This window comes from Lentzea terrae (genome assembly GCF_003265345.1).
In the GTDB taxonomy this organism is placed as follows: Bacteria; Actinomycetota; Actinomycetes; order Mycobacteriales; family Pseudonocardiaceae; genus Lentzea; species Lentzea terrae.
Genome location: NZ_QFWW01000033.1, coordinates 15,762 through 35,852 on the forward strand (window position 1 = coordinate 15,762; position 20,091 = coordinate 35,852).

Here is a 20,091-nt window from a genome sequence, read left to right on the forward strand (position 1 = left end):
GTGAGAGCGCTCCCGGTCGCCCTGGTCCTGGTCCTCACCGCCGCGCTGGCGACGCCCGTGAGTGCGGCGGTGAGAGACGACACCAGGTACGTCGACCCGTTGATCGGCTCGGCGGGCGGCGGCAACACCTATCCGGGTGCGGTGCGGCCGTTCGGGATGATCTCCTGGAGTCCCACGTCGACCCGCGGCGACCAGACGAACACGGGCGCTGCCAACGGTTACGCCTACGACGCCACGAGGGTGCGCGGCTTCAGCCTGACCCACGTCAACGGCGCGGGCTGTCATCCGGGCGCGGCGGGGGACGTGCCGATCATGCCGCACGTCGGCGCGATCACGAGCTCGCCGACCGCGGACACGAAGGACCAGATCTACGCCAGCGACTTCGCGCACGCCGACGAGATCGCCGAACCCGGCCGCTACCGGGTGGACCTGAAGTCCGGCGCCACGGCGGACCTGAGCGTCACCACCCGCGCGGGCATCGGCGAGTTCACCTTTCCCGAGAACGGATCGCTGCTGTTCCGCGTGTCCAACTCGCTCAACGGCAGCGAAGACGCCGAGATCACCATCGACCCGGCGACCAACACGGTCTCGGGCTCGGTGCTCACCGGCGCGTTCTGCGGCAGGCGCGCGAACGGCGGTGTGAACAACCAGAAGTCCTACTACCGCCTGTACTTCACGGCGAGCTTCGACCGGCCGATCACCGCCTTCGGCACCTGGGTCAACAGCGAACTCAGGCCGGACACGGTGAAAGCGACCGGCGGCGAGGGCTACCTGACCGGAAGTGCGCGCGCCGGCAAGGGTTCCGGCGGCTATGTGTCCTTTGCGGACAGCAAGGTGACCACCCGTGTCGGCATCTCCTACACCAGCGCGGAAGCCGCCAAGCGCAACCTCGCGGCGGAGATCCCGAACCGGGCGACGGTCGAGCAGATCGCGAAGGAGGCCAGGAAGGCCTGGGCGAAGCAGCTCAGGGCGGTTGAGGTCGACGGTGGCACCGAAGACGAGCGGACGATCTTCCACACCGCGCTCTACCACGCGTTCCTGCAGCCGAACGTGGCGAGCGACGTGGACGGCACCTACCTCGGCAGCGACCGCGCGGTGCACCGGCTCGCCCCCGGCCAGCGGGTGCAGTACGGCAACTTCTCCGGCTGGGACCAGTACCGCGCCCACACCCAGCTCCTGGCGCTCCTCGAACCGCGGGTCGCCGGCGACTACGCCCAATCACTGCTCAACCTGGCGCAGCAGAACGGCGGCGTCTGGGACCGCTGGGTCCACGTCAACGGACCGACGCACGTCATGACCGGCGACCCGTCGGCGCCGGCGATCGCGGGCATGTACGCCATGGGCGCACGCAACTTCAACGTGCGCGCGGCTTACGACTCGTTGCTGCGCCAGGCGACCATCCCGCACCCGGACGGCCTGTCCGACAAGGGTTGTCCCGGCCAGTGCGAGGGCCAGCGCCCGAACCTCGCCGAGTACCTGCGCGTCGGCTACGCCCCGCACGACACGTGTCACTGCTGGGGCGGTGCCGCCGAGACGCTGGAAGACGCCGTCGCCGACCAGGCGCTCGCGGACCTCGCCGCCAAGCTGGGCCGCCCCGACGAAGAGATGCGGAAGCGCGCGGGCTGGTGGCGCAACACGTTCAACCCGGCGACCGGCCACCAGCAGGCGCGGAAAGCGGACGGCAGCTGGGTGACGCCGTTCAACCCGGCCTCGGACCAGGGCTTCGCGCAGGGCAGCAGCGCCACCTACACGTGGATGGTCCCGCACGACGTCCAAGGCCTCGCCGAAGCCATGGGCGGCAAGGACGTCGCCGCGGCCAGGCTCGACGCGTTCTTCCACCGCGCGGACGGTTCTTGGGCGACCGGTGGCGACCCGCTCAGGTACGACCCGACCAACGAGCCGGGCATCCACACGCCGTGGCTGTACAACGAGCTCGGCCGCCCGCGGCAGACCCAGGAAACCGTGCGGGCGATGGCGAAACTCGTCTACCGCACCGGCCCGAACGGCCTGCCCGGCAACGACGACCTCGGCACGATGTCCGCCTGGTACGTCTTCGCCGCGCTGGGCCTGTACCCGAGGACGCCGAGCACCGCCGAGCTGCACGTGTCCAGCCCGATGTTCCCGAAGGCGCGGATCGCCGGGAAGAACATCACCATCTTCGCGCCGAACGCCCCGAACATCCACGTCGAGAGCGTGCGGTGGAACGGCCTGCGGCAACCGCGGCCCTGGTTGCCGGAGCAGTTCGTGCAGCGCGGGGGAGTCCTCAGGTTTGAATGACGTCGGAAAGGCCCACGGCAGGACGGCCGAGCATCGCGGTCAACGTGCGGCGTTGGCGCGGGGTCAACGTGGCGACGAAAACCACTGCGGCGGCACCGGCCTGCTCGGCGGCCTCGGCCACCTCGCGGACTTTTCCGTAGCTCAGCAACGTCCGCGAGGAGAACGGCATGCTCATCTTCTTGACTCCGCCGTGTGACACACCGCGTCGCTGCACGATCTGCTCGACGACGTGCAGGCCGCGGGTCGCCAGTCGTTGCGCTGCCGACGCCATGATCTTGGCGAATTCCTTCTCCTTGTTGGAGAAGTAGCCCACCAGCACCACCTCGGCCCCCACGAGGTCGAGCGGAGCCTCGCGCTGGGGCGGCTCGGGTGGCGCCCGGCGAGCCGGGCGGCGGTCGCGTCTTCGGGGCTGATGCATGCACCACAGGCTAGTGGCGCGGCCCGGCTCGTTGGCGAGGTAATTCACGCTCAGCAGGGCGCCCGCGGCAGTCTGATCGCGAATTCCCCCGGCAACGTTCCGGGCCACACCACTAGCTTGAGTTTTAACGTGTCTGGTCGGTGTGGGAGTGGCTAGGCGTGGTTGTGTTGTGGTGCTTGTGTTTGCGTCTGTCTGCGCTGGTGGCGATGTAGACGTTGTGGCGTGGCGCTGGGTGTTTGTTGGGCAGGCCTGCGGGGCGGCCGGGTCCGGGTCGGGAGGGTTTCGGAGCATCGGCCGGACAAGCGGTGTGCGTGCGCAGGTTCCGAAACCCGCGGCGGACTCGTGTCGGGGAGAGCTGGCGCGGGTGCGCCGCGGGTTTCTCCCAACGGCGGCGCAGATCGCTGGTGAGATGACGGGCCAGTCGCAGGTGGGTGTAGGCGGCGATCAGCAGCCAGGTCCACCGGTCGGCCGCCTCGGGTGAGCGGAGTTTCGGTGTGGTCCAGCCGAGGGTTTGTTTGAGCATGCGGAAGGTGTGCTCGATGTCGAACCGTCGCAGGAACGCCTGCCAGCACACATCGACCATGGCCGGGGCGAGGCCGGTGCGGGAATGCCAGAGCCACACCGGTTTCGGCTGCGCCCCTGATGGAAGCCGGTCGATCTGAAGGCGGATCACGGTGCCCTCGATGATCGGCAGGTCACCGGTGTGGTCCACCCAGGCGGTGCGGTGGGTCAGCCGGGGATGCAACCGGTCCCATGCCCGGACATACGCGGTGCCGTAGAGCCGGGTCGGGGTGCGGGTGGTGATGTCGGGCTCGCCCCAGGTCGCAGGGTCGGCAAAGGCGAAGTCGCCGCCGTGGCGGCGGGGCCGCCCGGTCGTGCCGGGCGGGCGCGGCGGCGGCCGGCGGCGCAGGGTCCTGCGGGTACTCATGCGCACCACCACCGCGATCGGCAGACCGGCCAGCACATGCGCGAGGCGCGGCCCGTCATAGCCGGCGTCGGCGACCAGCAGGATGTCCGGGTCTCCCGGTCGCCAGTGCCCTGCGGTGACGAGCCGCAGGACCACCTCGCGCACCTGCCGGGCGGTGACGGTGGCCGCGTCGTCACCAGGCTTGAGCCGGACCACGTCCAGCGGCGCGGTCCAGGAGCCGCGTCCCGCTTCCAGCGCGACGAGCACCGAGTAGGGCCAGCCCGGCACCATGATGTGCTGGTTCTTGCCTCGCCCGTAGGTATGGCACAAGATCCGCTGCGCGCTGGTGTGGGCCTCGGGACGTAACCAGCTGGTGATGTCCACCGCCAGCACCAACCGGCCGTCAGCTGCCCGAGGCAACCGTGTACCGGTGAGCGCGGTCCGTAGCCGGTCGATCTCGACACGGCCGTGTGCCAGCGCGGCATAGCCGCTGCCATGCCCGCGACGGTGCTCGCCGGTCAAGGACAACTCCGCGATCGACCGTACTGGCCCGTCCGCGCACAGCACTGCGTCGCACAGTTCGTACAACGCGTCCGCCCGCCGGGACAGACACCGGTAGAACTCTCGCCGGAACCAGGACAGGTCCCCGCCCACACCGGTCTCACCGGCATCCTGCACACTGATCACTGAAGCCCCTGGTAACGATCTTCTTCCCTAGACAAGAAGAATGATCAACCAAGGGCTTCATCCATGATCAGCTAGGGCACACACTCCGCCGCCACCGGTTAAAACTCAAGCTAGGCACTCGGTGGGCTGCGGCGACACGCGTTTTTCTCCTCCCTGAGCGACTGACCCGTGTTTGCGCCGACGGTCATGGGGAACCACGCGACAAACGGGAGGAGAGAGCAGTGAAGGCCGTTGTGTGGCATGGAGTGGGTGACATCCGGCTCGATGAAGTGGACGATCCGCGCATTCAGGAACCGACGGACGCGGTCATCCGGATCACCCGCAGCGCGATCTGCGGCACCGACCTGCACATGGTGCGCGGCACGATGCCGGACATGGTGGAGGGCACCGTGCTCGGGCACGAGGCCGTCGGTGTCGTCGAGGAGGTCGGCAGCGGCGTCCGCGGGTTCACGCCCGGCGACCGCGTGGTGGTGACGTCGACGATCGGCTGTGGCACCTGTTCCTATTGCCGAGCCGGATATTTCGCGCAGTGCGACACCGCGAACCCGAGCGGGCCGGCCGCCGGGACGTGCTTCTTCGGCGGACCCAAGGCAACCGGGCCGGTCAACGGCCTGCAGGCGGAACGAGCACGTATTCCGCACGCCATGATGACGTTGGTGCGGGTGCCGGACGGGGTGAGCGACGACCAGGCGATCCTGCTGTCCGACATCTTCCCGACCGCGTGGTTCGGCGCGCGGCTGGCCGAGGTCGGCGCCGGCGACACCGTGCTGGTGCTGGGCGCGGGCGTGGTCGGGCAGTTCGCCATCGCGTCGGCCAAGCGGCAGGGTGCCGGGCGGGTGATCGTCGTGGACGGGATCGCGACCCGGCTGGACCAGGCCCGCGCGCAGAACGCCGAGACCGTCGACTTCAACCTGGAGGATCCCGTCGAGGTCGTGCGGGAGCTGACCGGCGGGATCGGGCCGGACCGCGTGATCGAGGCGGTCGGGGTCGACGCCGAGCAGCCAGGGGCCAGCAACCGGGACGAGCAGTGGAAGCCGGGCGACGGGCCGCGGCAGGCGCTGGACTGGGCGGTCGAGTTGGTCGCCAAGGCCGGTTCGATCGGGATCGTCGGCGTCTACCCGCCGGGGTTCGACCAGTTCCCGATCGGCACGGCGATGAACAAGAACGTCACGCTGCGGATGGGCAACTGCAACCACCGCCGCTACCTGCCGCGCCTGCTCGACCTGGTGCTGACCGGCGCCGTCGACCCGCTCGCGTTCATCACCCGGCACGAGAAGCCGACCTCCGCGATCGACGCCTACAAGTCGTTCGACCTGCGCGAGGACGGCTGGCTGAAGACGGTTCTCGATGTCGCCTGAGCGGGTGGTCGTGACCGGCGGCGCGGGGTTTCTCGGCTCGCACGTCTGCGATGCGCTGCTGCGGGACGGTGCGCGAGTGGTCTGCGTCGACGACTTCCGCACCGGCTCGCGCGCCAACGTGCCCGCCGGTGTCGGGGTGGTCACCGCGGACGTCTCCCGCCCGCTCGACCTGCTCGGGCCCGTCGACCTGGTCCTGCACCTCGCGTGCCCCGCGTCACCGGCCGACTACCTGCGGATGCCGGTGGACACCCTGCGCACAGGTGGTTTCGGCACGTATCACGCGCTGGAGCTGGCGCGGCGCAAGAGAGCGCGGGTGGTGATCGCGTCCACCAGCGAGGTGTACGGGGACCCGGAGGAACACCCGCAGCGGGAGTCGTACTGGGGCCATGTGAACCCGATCGGGCCGCGCAGTGTCTACGACGAGGCGAAGCGCTTCGGTGAAGCCATGACCGTTGCGTTCCGTGCCGAACACGGTGTGGACACGGGCATCGTGCGGATCTTCAACACCTACGGGCCGCGGATGCGTGCGCAGGACGGCCGGATGATTCCTACCTTCCTGCGGCAAGCGCTGGCCGGCGAACCGTTGACGGTGCACGGCGACGGGCTGCAGACCCGGTCGCTGTGTTACGTCTCGGATCTGGTGCGCGGGCTGCTCGCGATGGCGCGCAGTGATCATCCAGGGCCGATCAACCTCGGCAACCCCGCCGAGGTCACGGTGCTCGACGTGGCCCGCAAGACGATCGAGGTGACGGGAAGTTCGTCGCCGATCCGGCACGTCGAGTCCATGACGGACGACCCGCGCCGCCGCAGGCCGGACATCAGTCTGGCCGCGAGCGTGCTGCGCTGGCAGCCGCGGGTTCCGCTGGAGGAAGGACTTCGCTCGTTTGCGCGGGACTTCGCCGGGTAGCCGCACCTCATGCGAGTTCTCGGGATCAACGCGGTGTTCCACGACCCGGCGGCAGCACTGGTGGTGGACGGCTCGGTCGTCGCCGCGGCGGAGGAGGAACGGTTCTCCCGTCGCAAGCACGGCAAGCGGCCGGTGCCGTTCTCGGCGTGGGAGCAGCCGGAGCTGTCCGCGCGTTGGTGCCTGGAGCAGGCCGGCCTGACTCCCGCGGATCTCGACGCCGTGGCGTACTCGTACGACCCGTCGCTGGTCGACGCGGAGTACGCGCCGTGGGAGGAGCTGAGGACGACCTATGCGCGCCAAGCACCGCAGTTTCTGGCGACCTCGTTGCCGGGGCTTGATCCCGAGATCGTGCGGTTCGTGCCGCACCACGTTGCGCACGCCGCGTCCACCGGGCTGGCCGCGCCGTTCGGGGGCAACTGCGCGGTGCTCGTCGCGGACGGCCGCGGCGAGTGCGGGTCCCATCTCGCCGGCCGGTACGTCGATCAGGAGCTGACCACCTTCGCGTCGCAACGGCTGCCGCACTCGCTGGGCCTCATGTACGAGGAACTGACCGAGCACCTCGGGTTTCTGCGGTCCAGCGACGAGTACAAGGTGATGGCGCTGGCCTCGCACGCCAAGCCTGTGCACCTCGACCTGATGCGCGAGCACGTGCTGGTCCGCGACGGCGGTTTCGAGATCCGGCCGGTGGACTGGAGCACGCTGGCCAAGCAGCGTTCGAAGGGCGACGAGCTGACCCAGGAGCACGCCGAGCTGGCCGCGAGCGTGCAGGTGCGGCTGGAAGAGGTGTTGCTGGAGCTGGTGCGGTGGCTGCACGCGCGGACCGGCGAGCGGCGGCTGACGATGGCCGGTGGCGTGGCGCTGAACTGCGTCGCGAACACCCGCATCTTCGCCGAGGGCCCGTTCGACGAGGTCTGGGTCCAGCCAGCCGCCGGTGACGCAGGGACGGCCCTGGGTGCGGCGCTGCACGTGAGTACGGACGCGGTTTCGGCGATGCCGGGTGCCGACCTGGGCCGTGGCTTCTCGGACGAGGAGATCGAGTCGGTCTTGCGCACGGCTGCGATGCCGTTCTCCCGGCCTGATGACGTCGCGGTGGAGGTGGCCGAGGCGCTGGCCGCGAACCGGATCGTGGCGTGGTTCCAGGGCCGCAGCGAGTACGGTCCGCGTGCCCTCGGTCGCAGGTCGTTGCTCGCGAACCCGTGTCACGCCTCGAACCTGACCCGGCTGAACGACGTGAAGGGCCGCGAGCAGTTCCGCCCGGTGGCCCCGATGGTCCTCGCATCTCGTGCCGGTGAGGTCTTCTCGCGCGGGCCGATCCCCAGCCCTTACATGCTCTTCGTGCACGACGTCCGTCCGGAGTGGACGGCACGGATCCCGGCCGTTGTGCACGTCGACGGCACCGCGCGCGCCCAGACCGTCGCCGACGACCCGTTGCTGGAACGCATGCTGAGCGAGTTCGAAGCGCGGACCGGCGTCCCGGTCGTCGTGAACACCAGTCTCAACACCGCGGGCCGTCCCATGGTCGACACCCCGCGCGACGCCCTGGAGTGCTTCGGCTCGTCGCCGGTCGACCTGCTCGCCATCGGCCCGTACGTGGTGCGCCGATGAACTACTCCGTCGTCATCCCCACCGTCGGCCGGCCGAACCTCGACGACCTGCTGGACACCCTGGTCGAGGGCTCAGGCCCGGACCCGCTCGAGATCATCGTGGTGGACGACCGGGAGACCGGCCTCGGTCCGGCCGCCGCTCGCAACACGGGCTGGCGCGAGGCCCGCGGCGACTGGGTGGCGTTCCTCGACGACGACGTGGTGCTCCCGCCGGACTGGAAGTCCCAGGTGTGCGCGGATCTCGCTGATCTGCCGGACGACGTGGGCGCGAGCCAGGCCCGGATCGTGGTGCCGCTGCCTGCCGACCGCCGGCCGACCGACGCCGAACGCGGCACCGCCGGTCTCGCCACGGCCCGCTGGATCACCGCCGACATGGCGTACCGGCGCGAGGCCCTGGCGCGGGCGGGCGGTTTCGACGAACGCTTTCCGCGTGCTTACCGCGAAGATGCCGAGCTGGCGTTGCGCGTGCAGGACCTCGGCTACCGGATCGTGCGCGGCTCGCGGGTGACGACGCACCCCGTGAAGCCCGCGACGTTCATGACGAGTGTCGACCAGCAGCGGGGCAACGCCGACGACGCGTTGATGCGCCGGTTGGTGGGCTCGCGGTGGCGTTCGCGCATCGGCGGGGAGCGTGGCCGGTTGCGGTCGCACGTGGTGACGACGGCTGCCGGGCTCGGTTCGATCCTTTGTGGACTGACTGGCCGACGTAGGGCCGCCGTCGTGTTGGGGGCGGTGTGGGCGGCGCTGACCGGGCGGTTTGCGGCGCAGCGGATCGCGCCGGGGCCGCGGACCTTGGACGAGGTCGCGCGGATGGTGGTCACCAGTGCGTTGATTCCGCCTGCTGCCTGTGCGCATCGGGTCAGGGGCGAGGTTCGGCATCGGCGGGTGCGGCCGTGAAGATTCTGGTGCTGAGAGCGCTCGGGCTGGGTGACCTGCTGACCGCGGTGCCTGCGCTTCGGGGGCTGCGGGCGGCATTTCCCGGTGCGGAGATCACGCTCGCGGCGCCCGCGTGGTTGCAGGACGCGGTGGACCGGATCGAGGCGGTCGACCGGCTGTTGCCGACCGAGGAGTTGGGGCCGATCGACTTCGAACGGCCGGATCTTGCGGTGAACCTGCACGGGAAGGGGCCGCAGAGCGTCGAGAGGTTGATGGCCACTCGGCCGCGGCGGTTGGTCACGTACGGACTTGCTGATTGGCCGGGGCAGCGGCATGAGGTGCTTCGGTGGTGCGATCTGTTGCAGCGGAAGGGGATTCGGTGCGATCCGGACGACTTCCGGCTGCATCCGGTTGGCGAGAGGACCAACCGGGTCGTGATTCATCCGGGGGCGAGCACCGGTGCGCGGAGGTGGCCGGCGGAGAGGTACGCGGCTGTTGCTCGGGCGTTGAGGGCGGAGGTGGTCGACGCGCCAGAACCGATTGTGCCGCTGGATGCCGTCGCACCAATTGAACCGATGGACGTTGTCGTCACCGCTGGGCCGGATGAGCTCGACCTGGCGAGCCAGATCGTTCCCGAACCGGAATCCGGCAGCCTGGCCAACCTGATGGACCTCGTCGCCACCGCCCGCCTCGTCATCTGCGGCGACACCGGCGTGGCCCACGTCGCCACCGCCTACGGCACCCCGTCGGTCCTGCTGTTCGGACCGGTCTCTCCAGACCTCTGGGGTCCACGCCGCGGCCCGCACCGAGTGCTCTGGCACGGCGAGACCGGCGACACGTTCGCCGACGAGCCGGACCCCGGACTGCTGCGCATCACCGTGCAGGAAGTGCTCGAGGCGATCGGAGGTGTCCTGTGCGAGCAAAGCGAATCGGAGTCGTCGGCGCGGGCTACGTCGGCCTGACGACGGCCGCGTGCTTCGCTCACCTCGGGCACCGCGTGGTGTGCGCCGACGCGGACGCGGCCAAGATCGAGGCACTCAACGCAGGCGAGGTCACCCTGCACGAACCAGGACTGCGCGAGCTGGTCGCAGCAAACCGCGAGCGGCTGGAGTTCGTCACGGACAACGACAAAGCGCTGTCGGGTGTGGACTTCGCCTTCGTCTGCGTGCCGACACCGACCGGGCCCGACGGCGCGGCCGACCTGTCGGCGGTCGACGAGGTGCTGAGCGAGGCACCGGAACGAACCACGCTGGTGCTGAAGTCGACGGTGCCGGTCGGCACGGCGGCCAAGCATCCCGGCGTCGTGTCGAACCCGGAGTTCCTCAGGGAAGGCCACGCCGTTGAGGACTTCCTGCGGCCGCAACGAGTGGTGATCGGTGCGCAAGAAGAACGACTTGCCCACGAGGTGGCCGAGCTGTACGCGCCGACCAACGCGCCGACCGTGCTCACCGACAACACGAGTGCCGAGCTGGTGAAGTACGCGAGCAACTGCTTTCTGGCGTTGAAGCTGTCGTACGTCAACACGTTGGCGGAGCTGTGCGAACACCTCGACGCCGACATCGACGGTGTCACCGAGGGCATGCGGCTGGACGACCGGATCGGAGCGTCCTGCCTGCAGCCCGGGCCGGGGTGGGGTGGCTCGTGCCTGCCCAAGGACACCCTCGCGCTGCTCGCCACGGCGAAGGCGGCCGGCGTCGACTTCGCCACCGTCGAAGCGGCGGTCAGCACGAACCGGCACCAGCCGCACCGGGTGGTCGACCGGATCAGGGAGGAGCTCGGGACGCTCCGCGGCGCCAGGATCGGGTTGCTCGGGCTCACCTTCAAGGCGGGCACGAACGACCTGCGCGACTCGCCGGCGCTCGTGGTGGCCGGACTCCTCACGAACGAAGGTGCGAGGCTCAAGGCCTACGACCCGTGCGTCACCGAAGGCCGGCCGAACATCGAGGTCACGAACGAGGCAACGGAAGCAGCACACCAAGCGGACCTGCTGGTGGTGCTGACCGAGTGGCCGGAGTTCGCCGAGCTGGACTGGCCGGAACTGGCGAAGACGGTCGACCACCCGCGCATCTTCGACACCCGCAACGTGCTGCCGGAGGACAAGGTGCGGGAGGCGGGCTTCCGGTTGATCAGGACCGGCCGTTAGGAACGCCGAGGTGCACGACCTTGGTCGTGGTCATCTCGTCGAGCAGCTCAGGGCCGTAACCGAACCCGGTGCCGGACGCACCACGCGGCTGGGCGGCACCACCGGGAGCGCCACCGAACACGGCGTTGACCTTCACCGTGCCGACGGGAAGCGCGCGCCAGGCGCGTTGGGCGTGCTCCATCGAACTGGTCAGCACGGTGGCGGCCAAGCCGTACTCGCCACCGCATGCCTCGGCCAGCCCCTCGTCGAACGACGACACCAGCTGCACGGGCGCGACCGGGCCGAACGTCTCCTCGCACATCACCCGCATCGCCGATGAGCAGTTGGCCAGCACCGTCGCCGGGTAGTAGGCGCCGCGACCCTCCGGAACCGAACCGCCGACCAGCGCCGACGCCCCAGCTCCCAGCGCCTCGGCCACCTGCGAGTGCACGAACGAACGGTGCCGGGTGTCGACCAGGGGCTGCGGATCGCGGTTCCACGAGCGCGCCTCAGCGCACAGCGCCTCCAGGAACGGCTTGGCGATCGACTTGTGCAGGTAGATCCGCTCGACCGACGTGCACAGCTGGCCCGCGTTCGTGAACGCACCCAACGCCGCCTGCGAAGCCGCCCACACCGGATCCACGTCGTCATCGACCAGCAACGGATCGTTGCCTCCGTTCTCCAGCAACAGCTTCGCCGAAGAAGCCAGCGCGATCGCTCGACCGGTGGCCGTGCTCCCGACATGCGCGACGACGTCGACGTCGGCCGAGCTCACCAATGCCGCTCCCACTGAGCCGTCACCGACCAACGTCTGCAGCACGCCGTCGGGGAAACACGGCCGGAGAACGGTGGCCAGCAGCAAACCCGTGTGCGGGCAGCGTTCGCTCGGCTTGTGCACCACGACGTTCCCGGTGACCAGCGCCGCGCCCAGGAGTCCGCACGCCACCGCGATCGGGTCGTTCCACGGTGTCAGTGCCACCACGACACCGCGCGGTTCGGGCACCATGAAGTCGACCGCGGCGCCGAGCAGCGACCGTCCACGATGGACTGGACCGAGCTCGGCGTACTGCTCCAGCGTTGCCGCGCCGGCCAGCACGCCCTCCCGCGCCGACCCGAACGGCCGGCCCGTCTCGGTCTCCACCACCGTCGCCAGATCGCTCGCCCGCTCCCGCAACGCCGCCGCGGCTTCCCGGACCGCGGCACCACGTTCGGCGGCAGCGACGGCCGCCCACTCGGGTTTGGCGGACTTGGACGTCGCGAGGGCGGCCTCGACGTCCTCGGGAGTGGCGGTGGGCAGCCAGCCGACCAACTGGGAGTCGCGCGGGCTGTGGACGTCGATGGCGTGCATGGCGGTCATGGCTCGCGGGTACCCATCGGCGCAGGTCGAAACCCATGGAGGAGCCATGCCCGGACGCGAGGAACTGCCCAGCACGGTGGCACGTTCGCCGAAGAAGGCGCAGCGGACGTGGATCAAGGCGCACGACTCCGCCGTTGAGACGTACGGCGAAGGCGAACGGGCGCACCGCACCGCGTTCTCGGCACTGAAGCACAGCTTCGAGAAGGTCGGCGACCACTGGGAGCCCAAGCGGGAGAAGGGGCCGTCGGACCGGCAGGCGGAACGCAGCACCCCGGCCGAGGGCGAGACCGCCGGCGGTGTCGACGCGCACGCCAGCAAGCAACACCTCTACGACATCGCGAAGCGACTCGAGATCGAGGGCCGATCGCAGATGACCAAGGACGAACTCGTTGACGCCATCCAGAAGGCGAACGACCGCGAGACCGCGCGGGCCCGATCATGAAGGTCGTCATCACGGGCGCCACCGGGAACGTCGGCACCGCTCTCTTACACAGACTCGCCGACGAACCGGACGTGCAGGTGCACGGCATGTCCCGGCGCCCGCCCGCGGACGCGCCGCCGTACCAGGGCCTCGAGTGGACGCCGGTCGACATCGGCCGGCCGGGATCCGAAGAGCTGCTGGACATCGCGTTCCAGAAGGCCGACGCGGTGGTCCACCTCGCCTGGCTCATCCAGCCGTCGCACGACGAACGCGAGCTGTACCGGACGAACGTCGCCGGGTCGTCCCGCGTCTTCGACGCCGCGGCCAGGGCCGGAGTGCCGCACCTCGTCCACATGTCGTCGGTCGGCGCGTACTCACCGGCCCGAAAGGATCATCGAGTCGACGAGTCGTGGCCGGTCGACGGTGTGTCGTCGTCGTTCTACAGCAGACACAAGGCGGCCGTCGAACACATGCTGAACCAGTACGAGACCAGCATGCTGATCTCCCGGCCGCGGCCGGGGCTGATCCTGCAGTCCGACGCGGGCTCCGAGGTGCACGACTACTTCCTCGGCAGTTTGGTGCCGAAAGCCTTGTTCCGGCACCGGATCCCGATCCTGCCGGTGCCGAACGACCTGGTGCTGCAGTTCGTCCACTCCGACGACGTCGCCGACGCCCTCGCCCGCATTCTGCAGCAACGGCTGCACGGCCCGGTGAACCTCGTCGCCGAGCCGGTCGTCACTCCGCGTGTTCTCGCGGGACTTCTCGGCGGAAAGCACGTTCCGGTGCCGCCGTGGCTGTTGCGTCTGCTCGCGAACGTCACCTGGCGACTGCGCCTGCAGCCCACTCCGCCGGGATGGGTGGATCTGGCCCTGAAAGCGCCGCTGCTGGACGCGTCACGGGCGCGAACGGAACTCGATTGGCGACCGGTGTTCGGTGCGCAGGAGGCACTTCACGCACTTGTCCAGGGCGTTGGCGGAGGTAAACACGTTCCGGCCAGTCCGGTGCTGTGAATCGCTGCGCCGAGTAGCGTTTCAAGCCGCTTCTCGCGGCTAAATCTCCTCTATGGACCAGGCCTTCGACGCGGTGCTGTTCGACCGTGATGGCACTCTCATCTGGGACGTTCCGTACAACGGCGACCCGCGCCGCGTGACTCCTGTGCCGGGCGCTCGCGAAACGTTGCGTGAGTTGCGCGCACACGGTTTGCGCACGGGCGTGGTGAGCAACCAGTCCGGCATCGGCCGTGGCCTGCTCACCGAAGAACAGGTTGCCGCGGTGAACGCGCGGGTGGAGGAGCTGCTGGGCCGGTTCGGCACCTGGCAGATCTGCCCGCACCACCCCGACGAGGGCTGTGCGTGCCGCAAACCCGCCCCTGGCCTGGTGCTGTCCGCGTGCGAGGCGCTCGGAGTCCGCCCGGAACGGACGCTGGTCGTGGGTGACATCGGGGCGGACGTGGGAGCAGCCGAGGCCGCCGGTGCGGTGCCCGTGCTGGTGCCGACCCCGGTAACGCGCCAGGAAGAGGTCGAACGGGCGCCGCGCACCGCCCCTGACCTGCTGGCGGTGCTGGAGCTGATCCGGTGAGGACCCTCGTCGCCCGACTCGACAGCGACGGCGACGTCCTGCTGTCCGGACCGGCCGTGCGCGCGGCCGCCGCAGCAGGTGAGGTCGTGTTCCTGTGCGGTCCCAGCGGCGTCCAGGCGGCGGAGCTGCTGCCCGGTGTGAGCCGGATCGTCGAGTGGGAGTGTCCGTGGGTCGTCAACCCGGCTCCGGAGGTCCGTCCGTTCGACATCGAGGCCATCACGGCGGTGCTGCACGGCATTCGCGCTGACGTGGCATTGATCCTGACGTCGTTCCACCAGAGCCCGTTACCGCTCGCTTTGGTGCTGCGGCTGGCGGGCGTGCCGAAGATCGTCGCGCGCTCGGTCGACTACGCCGGGTCGTTGCTGGACGTGCGGTTGCGTGACGACCCAGACGTCCCAGAGGCGGAACGGGCGCTGGAGGTGGCGCGCGCCGCCGGCTTCGAGGCGACCGACAGCAGGCTCGCGATCATCGAGCCGCCGAGGAGCGAACTGAGCCATCCGTACGTGGTGGTACACCCCGGTGCGACGGCGCCCGCCCGCACCTGGTCGCCTGATCGCTGGGCGAAAGCCGTGGTCGCGCTGACCGCGGCCGGATACCGCGTCGTCGTGACCGGAGGACCGGCCGAGGCCGGGCTGACCGAACACGTCGCGGGAGCGTGCGGAACCGATCTCGGCGGGCGCACCAGCTTTCGCGAGCTGGCCGGCGTGCTGGCGGGTGCCGGCGCGGTCGTCGTCGGCAACACCGGCCCCGCCCACCTCGCGGCCGCCGTCGGCACTCCGGTCGTGTCGCTGTTCGCCCCGGTGGTTCCGGCCGTCAGGTGGGCACCGCACGGCAAGCACGTGCTGCTCGGCGACCAGAACGCGCCGTGCAGCGGCACCAGGGCCCGTGAGTGTCCGGTGCCCGGCCATCCGTGCCTCGATCTCGTCGACCCGTCCGAGGTCGTCGCGGCCGTTGCCGAGGTGACGGCATGAGGATTCTGCTGTGGCACGTGCACGGATCGTGGACGCACTCGTTCGTCCAGGGCGGGCACGAGTACCTGATCCCCGGACCGCCGGACGGCATCGGGCTCGCCGGCCGGCCCTGGCGAGCGGACGAGGTTGCTCTGTCCGAAGTGGACGCCGCAGGTGCCGATGTCGCGATCGTGCAACGGGTCGAGGAGCTCTCGCAGGTGCCGATCGGCATCCCGGTGGTGTACCTGGAACACAACACGCCGAGCGCGCCGGCGGAGGAGCACCCGCTCGCCGACTGGGACGGGACTCTCGTCCACGTAACGCATTTCAACGACTTGATGTGGAACTGCGGCACGACCAGGACCGTCGTGATCGAGCACGGCGTCGTCGATCCGGGACCGCTCTACACCGGGGAGCTCCCGCGCGCGGCGGCCGTGATCAACGATCCGGTCCGGCGCGGCCGCATCGTGGGCACCGACCTGCTGCCGCGGTTCGACCCCGTCGACGTGTTCGGCATGGGCACCGAGCAGATCGGCGGCCTGGGAGACCACGAACTCGGAGCCCTGCACCGGGAACTCGCCCGCCGCCGCGTCTACGTGCACACGGCGCGCTGGACGTCGCTCGGCCTGTCGTTGCTGGAGGCGATGCACATCGGCATGCCGGTCGTCGCGCTGGCCAGCACCGAGGCCATCCGCGCCGTGCCGCCGGACGCGGGTGCGATCTCGACCGACGTGGAGGAGTTGGTGAGCGCCGCGCGGGAGTTGATCGCAGATCCCGCGCTGGCAACCGAAAAAGGACAACGGGCGCGCGAGTTCGCGTTGGCCCGCTACGGGCTTGACGCGTTCCTGCGCAACTGGGACGTACTGCTGAAGGAAGTGATCGGATGAGGATCGCGATGGTGTCGGAGCACGCCAGCCCGCTCGCGGCTCTGGGAGGTGCCGACGCGGGAGGACAGAACGTCCACGTGGCGGCACTGGCGGCAGCGCTCGTGCGACGTGGTCACGAGGTCGCGGTTTACACCCGGCGCGACGCCCGCGGACTGCCGCGCCGTGTCTCCACCTCGGACGGTTACGAGGTCGTGCACGTGCCCGCGGGACCGGCGAAACAGGTTCCGAAGGACGAGCTGCTGCCGCACATGACGGACTTCTCGAAGTTCCTCATGCGGGAGTGGCACGACCAGCGGCCGGACGTGGTGCACAGCCACTTCTGGATGTCGGGCGTCGCCTCGGTGCTGGCGGCACGGCGCGACCACGTCCCAGTCGTGCACACCTACCACGCGTTGGGCACGGTCAAGCGCCGCTACCAGGGTGCGCAGGACACCAGCCCGGCCGACCGGATCACGATGGAACGGCTGGTGGGCCACGAGGTCAACGCCATCGCCGCCACCTGTGACGATGAGGTCGACGAGCTGATCGCCATGGGGTTGAAGCGGAACAAGATCGCCGTCGTGCCGTGCGGCGTGGACACCAAGTTGTTCTCGCCGCTCGGTCCGGTGGTCGAGCGCGGGGCGCCGCATCGAATCGTTTCGGTCGGCAGGCTGGTGCCGCGCAAGGGGTTCGACGACCTGATCGCCGCGTTGCCACTCGTACCGGACACCGAGCTGGTGATCGCGGGAGGCTCGCGCGACCTGAAGCACGACCCCGAGGCGCAACGGCTGCTCGCGTGTGCGGAGGCCTGCGGCGTAACGGATCGCGTGCATCTGATCGGACAGGTGGCGCGCACGGACATGCCCGCGTTGTTGCGCTCGGCGGACGTCGTGGCGTGTGTGCCTTGGTACGAGCCGTTCGGGATCGTGCCGTTGGAGGCGATGGCGTGCGGTGCTCCCGTTGTCGCGTCGGCCGTCGGCGGCCTGAAGGACACCGTGGTCAACGGCGTCACCGGCGTGCTCACCCCGCCGCGTGACCCGCGCAACCTCGGCCGAGCGCTGCGCAGGCTCCTCGCGGACCGCTCCCGCGGCATGTCGTACGGCATGGCCGGGCAGGACCGGGTGGACGCCCGGTACACCTGGGACGAGGTCGCGGCCAGATCCGAGCACCTGTACCTGCGGGTACGGGTGAACAACGGCCTGGCGGTGGCGCAGTGACGGTCGAAAGCCACCTCGACGGACTGACCGACACGCTCGCCGGTCTCCGTGCGGAAGCTCCGCGGATCCACCAGTGGGGCACGTCGCTCGCGCGCCTGCTGTCCGACGGCGGCAGGCTGCTCGCGGCGGGCAACGGCGGATCGGCCGCGGAGGCCCAGCACCTGACCGCCGAACTGGTCGGGCGCTATCGGCACGACCGCGCGCCGTTCTCCGCGCTGGCGTTGTGCGCCGAGACCTCGAGCGTCACCGCGATCGCCAACGACTACGGCTACGACCAGGTGTTCGCGCGCCAGGTGACGGCGCACGCGCGGCCAGGCGATCTGGTGGTCCTGCTGTCGACCAGCGGGCGCAGTCCCAATCTGCTGGAGGCAGCTCATGCGGCCCGGTCGGCGGGAGCGAGCGTGTGGGCGCTGACCGGGCCGTCACCGAACCCGTTGGCCGCCCTCGCCGACGACACGCTCGCGCTGCCCGGCGATGCCTGCCACGTGCAGGAGGCGCAACTGGTGGTGGTGCACGCGCTGTGCGAGGCGTTCGAGGCCGCCTTGCCCTCGGCGTTGCGGAGGGTGTCGTGAAGCTGGTCGTGGTCGGCGACTCGTTGCTGGACATCGACATGGAGGGCACGGTCAGCAGACTGTGCCCGGACGCGCCGGCACCCGTGCTGGACGTCTCCGCCGAGCACCCGCGGGCCGGTGGTGCGGCACTGGCGGCGACCATGGCGGCCCGCGACGGCGTGGACGTGACACTGGTCAGCGCGGTGTCGGAGGATTCGTCCGGTGAGCAGTTGCGGTCGCTCATCGAGGTTCCGTGCGTGCTCGGCCGGGCTGCTGCCGTGCCGGTGAAGACGCGTCTGCGTTGTGCCGGCACTTCGTTGGCACGTGTGGATCGTGGCGGTGGCTCCGGGGCGCCGGAGGTCACCGACGACATGCTGGACGTGGTGCTGTCCGCGGACTTCGTGCTGGCGTCCGACTACGGACGAGGGATGCTCCGCGATGAACGTCTCCGCTCGGTGCTGACGCGGGTTCCGGTGGTCTGGGATCCCCATCCGCGCGGCCCGGCACCGGTGCCAGGGGTGCGGCTGGTGACGCCGAACCTGCCGGAGGCCACCGCGTTCAGCGGCACGAGCGATCCGGACGACGCGGCGAGCAGGCTGTTATCGGTCTGGCAGGCGCGTGCGGTGGTGGTGACGCTGGGGTCCGAGGGCGCCTTGCTCCACTGTGGAGGGACGCCGGTCGCGGTGCCCGCACCTGCTGTTCCGGTGGCCGACCCGTGCGGTGCGGGGGACCGGTTCGCGGTGACGGCAGCGGTTCGGCTGGCGCGCGGCGCTGCTCCGGACGACGCGGTGGCCGATGCCGTGGCCAGTGCGGCCGAGTTCTTGGCGCACGGCGGTGTTTCGGGCATGCGGGCACCGTCGCCGTCCACTGTGGATGAAGTGCGTCGGCGCGGCGGAACCGTCGTCGCCACTGGTGGGTGCTTCGACGTCCTGCACCCCGGGCACGTGCGGATGCTGGCGGCCGCGCGGGCGTTGGGGGACTGCCTGGTGGTGTGTCTCAACTCCGACCTGTCGGTGCGGCGCTTGAAAGGCGAGGGACGACCGGTCAACGGCCAGGCCGAGCGCATCGAGGTGTTGCGCGCTTTGGCGTCGGTGGACGACGTGGTCGTTTTCGGCGAGGACACCCCGGAGAACGTGCTGGGGCGCCTGCGGCCGAACGTGTGGGTGAAGGGCGGCGACTACACCGCCGAACTGCTGCCGGAATCGTCGGTCGTGCGGCGCTGGGGCGGCCGGACCGTGGTCGTGCCGTACCACCGGGGACATTCGACGACCGAGATCCTGTCGAGGAGGACTTGATGCTGGGGAACGTGCTGGTGACCGGTGGCGCGGGCGGGCTGGGTGCCGCCGTGGTCGACGCGGTGCGCGAGGCCGGGGGAACGCCGCTGGTGCTGGACAAGTCGGCACCTTCGATGGCCGACTTCGAGCTGGTCGACCTGGCGGACGGACGGGCTGCCGAAGCGGCCGTGCGGACGCTGGCCGAACGGCACGGCGGCTTCAGCGGTGTCGTGACCGCGGCGGGGATCGACCGGTGCGGCACGCTCGCGGAGGTGCCGGCCGGGGAGTGGGAGAACGTCGTCAAGGTCAACCTGTTCGGCACGGCAGCGGTGGTGCGCGCGGCCCTGCCGTACCTGCGGAACGGGCGGGTGGTGACGGTCGCGTCCACGCTCGGGTTGCGGGCGGTCAGCGACGCGACGGCCTACTGCGCCTCGAAGTTCGGCGTTGTGGGCTTCACCCGCGCACTGGCTGCGGAGACCGCGGGGCGGGTCGGCGTGACGTTGGTGGTGCCGGGCGGGATGCGGACGAACTTCTTCGACGACCGGACCGAGCAGTACCGGCCGACCGACCTGGAGAAGCTGAACCCGCCGGACCGGGTGGCGGCCGCGATCCTGTTCGCGCTGACCCAGCCCAAGGACTGCGAGCTGCGTGAGCTGGTGATCGCGCACAGCGAGGAACCGTCCTGGCCTTGATTCCTTGATTCCAAACCACCTGTTCTGGG

General features: G+C 70.1%; 19 protein-coding genes. 16 read left to right on the top strand and 3 right to left on the bottom strand.

Going from position 1 to position 20,091, the window contains the following annotated elements; translation table 11 throughout:
- Positions 1–2,277: a GH92 family glycosyl hydrolase gene (locus tag DI276_RS41120; protein ID WP_232837271.1), complete on the top strand. Its 2,277-nt coding sequence runs from the start codon at positions 1–3 to the stop codon at positions 2,275–2,277.
- On the opposite strand, the gene DI276_RS41125 is transcribed toward DI276_RS41120, so the two are convergent.
- Both DI276_RS41125 and DI276_RS41130 read right to left on the bottom strand, forming a co-directional pair.
- Positions 2,264–2,695, bottom strand: a complete 432-nt coding sequence (locus DI276_RS41125; RefSeq protein ID WP_198681230.1) for an HflX-like GTP-binding protein — start codon at positions 2,693–2,695, stop codon at positions 2,264–2,266. The two genes, DI276_RS41120 and DI276_RS41125, sit on opposite strands and share 14 nt — an antisense overlap.
- Positions 2,696–2,819: 124 nt before the next feature.
- On the bottom strand, positions 2,820–4,289 hold the full coding sequence (locus DI276_RS41130) for an NF041680 family putative transposase (RefSeq protein ID WP_332874752.1): 1,470 nt from the start codon (positions 4,287–4,289) through the stop codon (positions 2,820–2,822).
- Between the two features lie 221 nt (positions 4,290–4,510).
- Between DI276_RS41130 and DI276_RS41135 the strand changes: the two genes are divergently transcribed.
- Genes DI276_RS41135 through DI276_RS41155 form a run of 6 tightly spaced genes read left to right on the top strand, consistent with a single transcriptional unit; the run spans position 4,511 to position 11,177 of the window.
- The gene (locus DI276_RS41135; protein ID WP_112274135.1) at positions 4,511–5,647 is read left to right on the top strand and encodes a zinc-dependent alcohol dehydrogenase; all 1,137 of its coding nucleotides are present in this window, start codon (positions 4,511–4,513) and stop codon (positions 5,645–5,647) included.
- Complete coding sequence (locus DI276_RS41140; RefSeq protein ID WP_112274137.1) at positions 5,637–6,554, top strand: NAD-dependent epimerase/dehydratase family protein; 918 nt, start codon at positions 5,637–5,639, stop codon at positions 6,552–6,554. Before DI276_RS41135 ends, DI276_RS41140 begins: the two co-directional genes overlap by 11 nt.
- Before the next feature lie 9 nt (positions 6,555–6,563).
- A complete protein-coding gene (locus DI276_RS41145) occupies positions 6,564–8,159 on the top strand; it encodes a carbamoyltransferase family protein (RefSeq protein WP_112274139.1) in 1,596 nt (531 codons plus the stop codon).
- Positions 8,156–9,055, top strand: a complete 900-nt coding sequence (locus DI276_RS51615; RefSeq protein WP_198681231.1) for a glycosyltransferase — start codon at positions 8,156–8,158, stop codon at positions 9,053–9,055. Before DI276_RS41145 ends, DI276_RS51615 begins: the two co-directional genes overlap by 4 nt.
- Positions 9,052–9,996: a glycosyltransferase family 9 protein gene (locus DI276_RS51620; RefSeq protein ID WP_198681232.1), complete on the top strand. Its 945-nt coding sequence runs from the start codon at positions 9,052–9,054 to the stop codon at positions 9,994–9,996. The genes DI276_RS51615 and DI276_RS51620 overlap by 4 nt, the downstream gene beginning before the upstream one ends.
- Complete coding sequence (locus tag DI276_RS41155; RefSeq protein WP_112274141.1) at positions 9,948–11,177, top strand: UDP-glucose dehydrogenase family protein; 1,230 nt, start codon at positions 9,948–9,950, stop codon at positions 11,175–11,177. Before DI276_RS51620 ends, DI276_RS41155 begins: the two co-directional genes overlap by 49 nt.
- Here the strand turns inward: DI276_RS41155 and DI276_RS41160 are convergent.
- Positions 11,161–12,513: an aldehyde dehydrogenase family protein gene (locus DI276_RS41160; protein WP_112274143.1), complete on the bottom strand. Its 1,353-nt coding sequence runs from the start codon at positions 12,511–12,513 to the stop codon at positions 11,161–11,163. The genes DI276_RS41155 and DI276_RS41160 overlap by 17 nt on opposite strands.
- Before the next feature lie 46 nt (positions 12,514–12,559).
- On the opposite strand from DI276_RS41160, the gene DI276_RS41165 reads away from it, so the two are divergent.
- Genes DI276_RS41165 through DI276_RS41205 form a run of 9 tightly spaced genes read left to right on the top strand, consistent with a single transcriptional unit; the run spans position 12,560 to position 20,062 of the window.
- Positions 12,560–12,955, top strand: a complete 396-nt coding sequence (locus DI276_RS41165) for a ChaB family protein (RefSeq protein ID WP_112274145.1) — start codon at positions 12,560–12,562, stop codon at positions 12,953–12,955.
- Positions 12,952–13,944, top strand: a complete 993-nt coding sequence (locus DI276_RS41170; RefSeq protein ID WP_112274147.1) for an NAD-dependent epimerase/dehydratase family protein — start codon at positions 12,952–12,954, stop codon at positions 13,942–13,944. Before DI276_RS41165 ends, DI276_RS41170 begins: the two co-directional genes overlap by 4 nt.
- 52 nt (positions 13,945–13,996) lie before the next feature.
- Positions 13,997–14,512, top strand: a complete 516-nt coding sequence (locus tag DI276_RS41175; protein ID WP_112274149.1) for a D-glycero-alpha-D-manno-heptose-1,7-bisphosphate 7-phosphatase — start codon at positions 13,997–13,999, stop codon at positions 14,510–14,512.
- On the top strand, positions 14,509–15,483 hold the full coding sequence (locus tag DI276_RS41180) for a glycosyltransferase family 9 protein (protein ID WP_112274151.1): 975 nt from the start codon (positions 14,509–14,511) through the stop codon (positions 15,481–15,483). The genes DI276_RS41175 and DI276_RS41180 overlap by 4 nt, the downstream gene beginning before the upstream one ends.
- Entirely contained in the window at positions 15,480–16,349 is an 870-nt protein-coding gene (locus tag DI276_RS41185) for a glycosyltransferase (protein WP_112274153.1), read from the top strand. Before DI276_RS41180 ends, DI276_RS41185 begins: the two co-directional genes overlap by 4 nt.
- Positions 16,346–17,545, top strand: coding sequence for a glycosyltransferase (locus DI276_RS41190; RefSeq protein WP_112274156.1), 1,200 nt, complete (start codon positions 16,346–16,348; stop codon positions 17,543–17,545). The genes DI276_RS41185 and DI276_RS41190 overlap by 4 nt, the downstream gene beginning before the upstream one ends.
- On the top strand, positions 17,542–18,117 hold the full coding sequence (locus tag DI276_RS41195) for a D-sedoheptulose-7-phosphate isomerase (RefSeq protein ID WP_112274158.1): 576 nt from the start codon (positions 17,542–17,544) through the stop codon (positions 18,115–18,117). The genes DI276_RS41190 and DI276_RS41195 overlap by 4 nt, the downstream gene beginning before the upstream one ends.
- Positions 18,114–19,391 carry a D-glycero-beta-D-manno-heptose 1-phosphate adenylyltransferase gene (gene rfaE2 / locus DI276_RS41200; protein ID WP_232837272.1) on the top strand — a complete coding sequence of 426 codons (1,278 nt, stop codon included), beginning with the start codon at positions 18,114–18,116 and terminating at the stop codon, positions 19,389–19,391. The genes DI276_RS41195 and rfaE2 overlap by 4 nt, the downstream gene beginning before the upstream one ends.
- On the top strand, positions 19,391–20,062 hold the full coding sequence (locus DI276_RS41205; protein ID WP_112274160.1) for an SDR family oxidoreductase: 672 nt from the start codon (positions 19,391–19,393) through the stop codon (positions 20,060–20,062). Before rfaE2 ends, DI276_RS41205 begins: the two co-directional genes overlap by 1 nt.
- The last annotated feature ends 29 nt before the right edge of the window (positions 20,063–20,091 follow it).

Coding starts and splice junctions, on each gene's coding strand:
- DI276_RS41170 (WP_112274147.1), top strand. CDS start 12,952: ATGAAGGTCGTCATCACGGGCGCCACCGGGAACGTCGGCACCGCTCTC.
- DI276_RS51615 (WP_198681231.1), top strand. CDS start 8,156: ATGAACTACTCCGTCGTCATCCCCACCGTCGGCCGGCCGAACCTCGAC.
- DI276_RS41185 (WP_112274153.1), top strand. CDS start 15,480: ATGAGGATTCTGCTGTGGCACGTGCACGGATCGTGGACGCACTCGTTC.
- DI276_RS41205 (WP_112274160.1), top strand. CDS start 19,391: ATGCTGGGGAACGTGCTGGTGACCGGTGGCGCGGGCGGGCTGGGTGCC.
- DI276_RS41165 (WP_112274145.1), top strand. CDS start 12,560: ATGCCCGGACGCGAGGAACTGCCCAGCACGGTGGCACGTTCGCCGAAG.
- DI276_RS41125 (WP_198681230.1), bottom strand. CDS start 2,695: ATGCATCAGCCCCGAAGACGCGACCGCCGCCCGGCTCGCCGGGCGCCA.
- DI276_RS41160 (WP_112274143.1), bottom strand. CDS start 12,513: ATGACCGCCATGCACGCCATCGACGTCCACAGCCCGCGCGACTCCCAG.
- DI276_RS41175 (WP_112274149.1), top strand. CDS start 13,997: ATGGACCAGGCCTTCGACGCGGTGCTGTTCGACCGTGATGGCACTCTC.
- DI276_RS41145 (WP_112274139.1), top strand. CDS start 6,564: ATGCGAGTTCTCGGGATCAACGCGGTGTTCCACGACCCGGCGGCAGCA.
- DI276_RS41190 (WP_112274156.1), top strand. CDS start 16,346: ATGAGGATCGCGATGGTGTCGGAGCACGCCAGCCCGCTCGCGGCTCTG.
- DI276_RS41140 (WP_112274137.1), top strand. CDS start 5,637: ATGTCGCCTGAGCGGGTGGTCGTGACCGGCGGCGCGGGGTTTCTCGGC.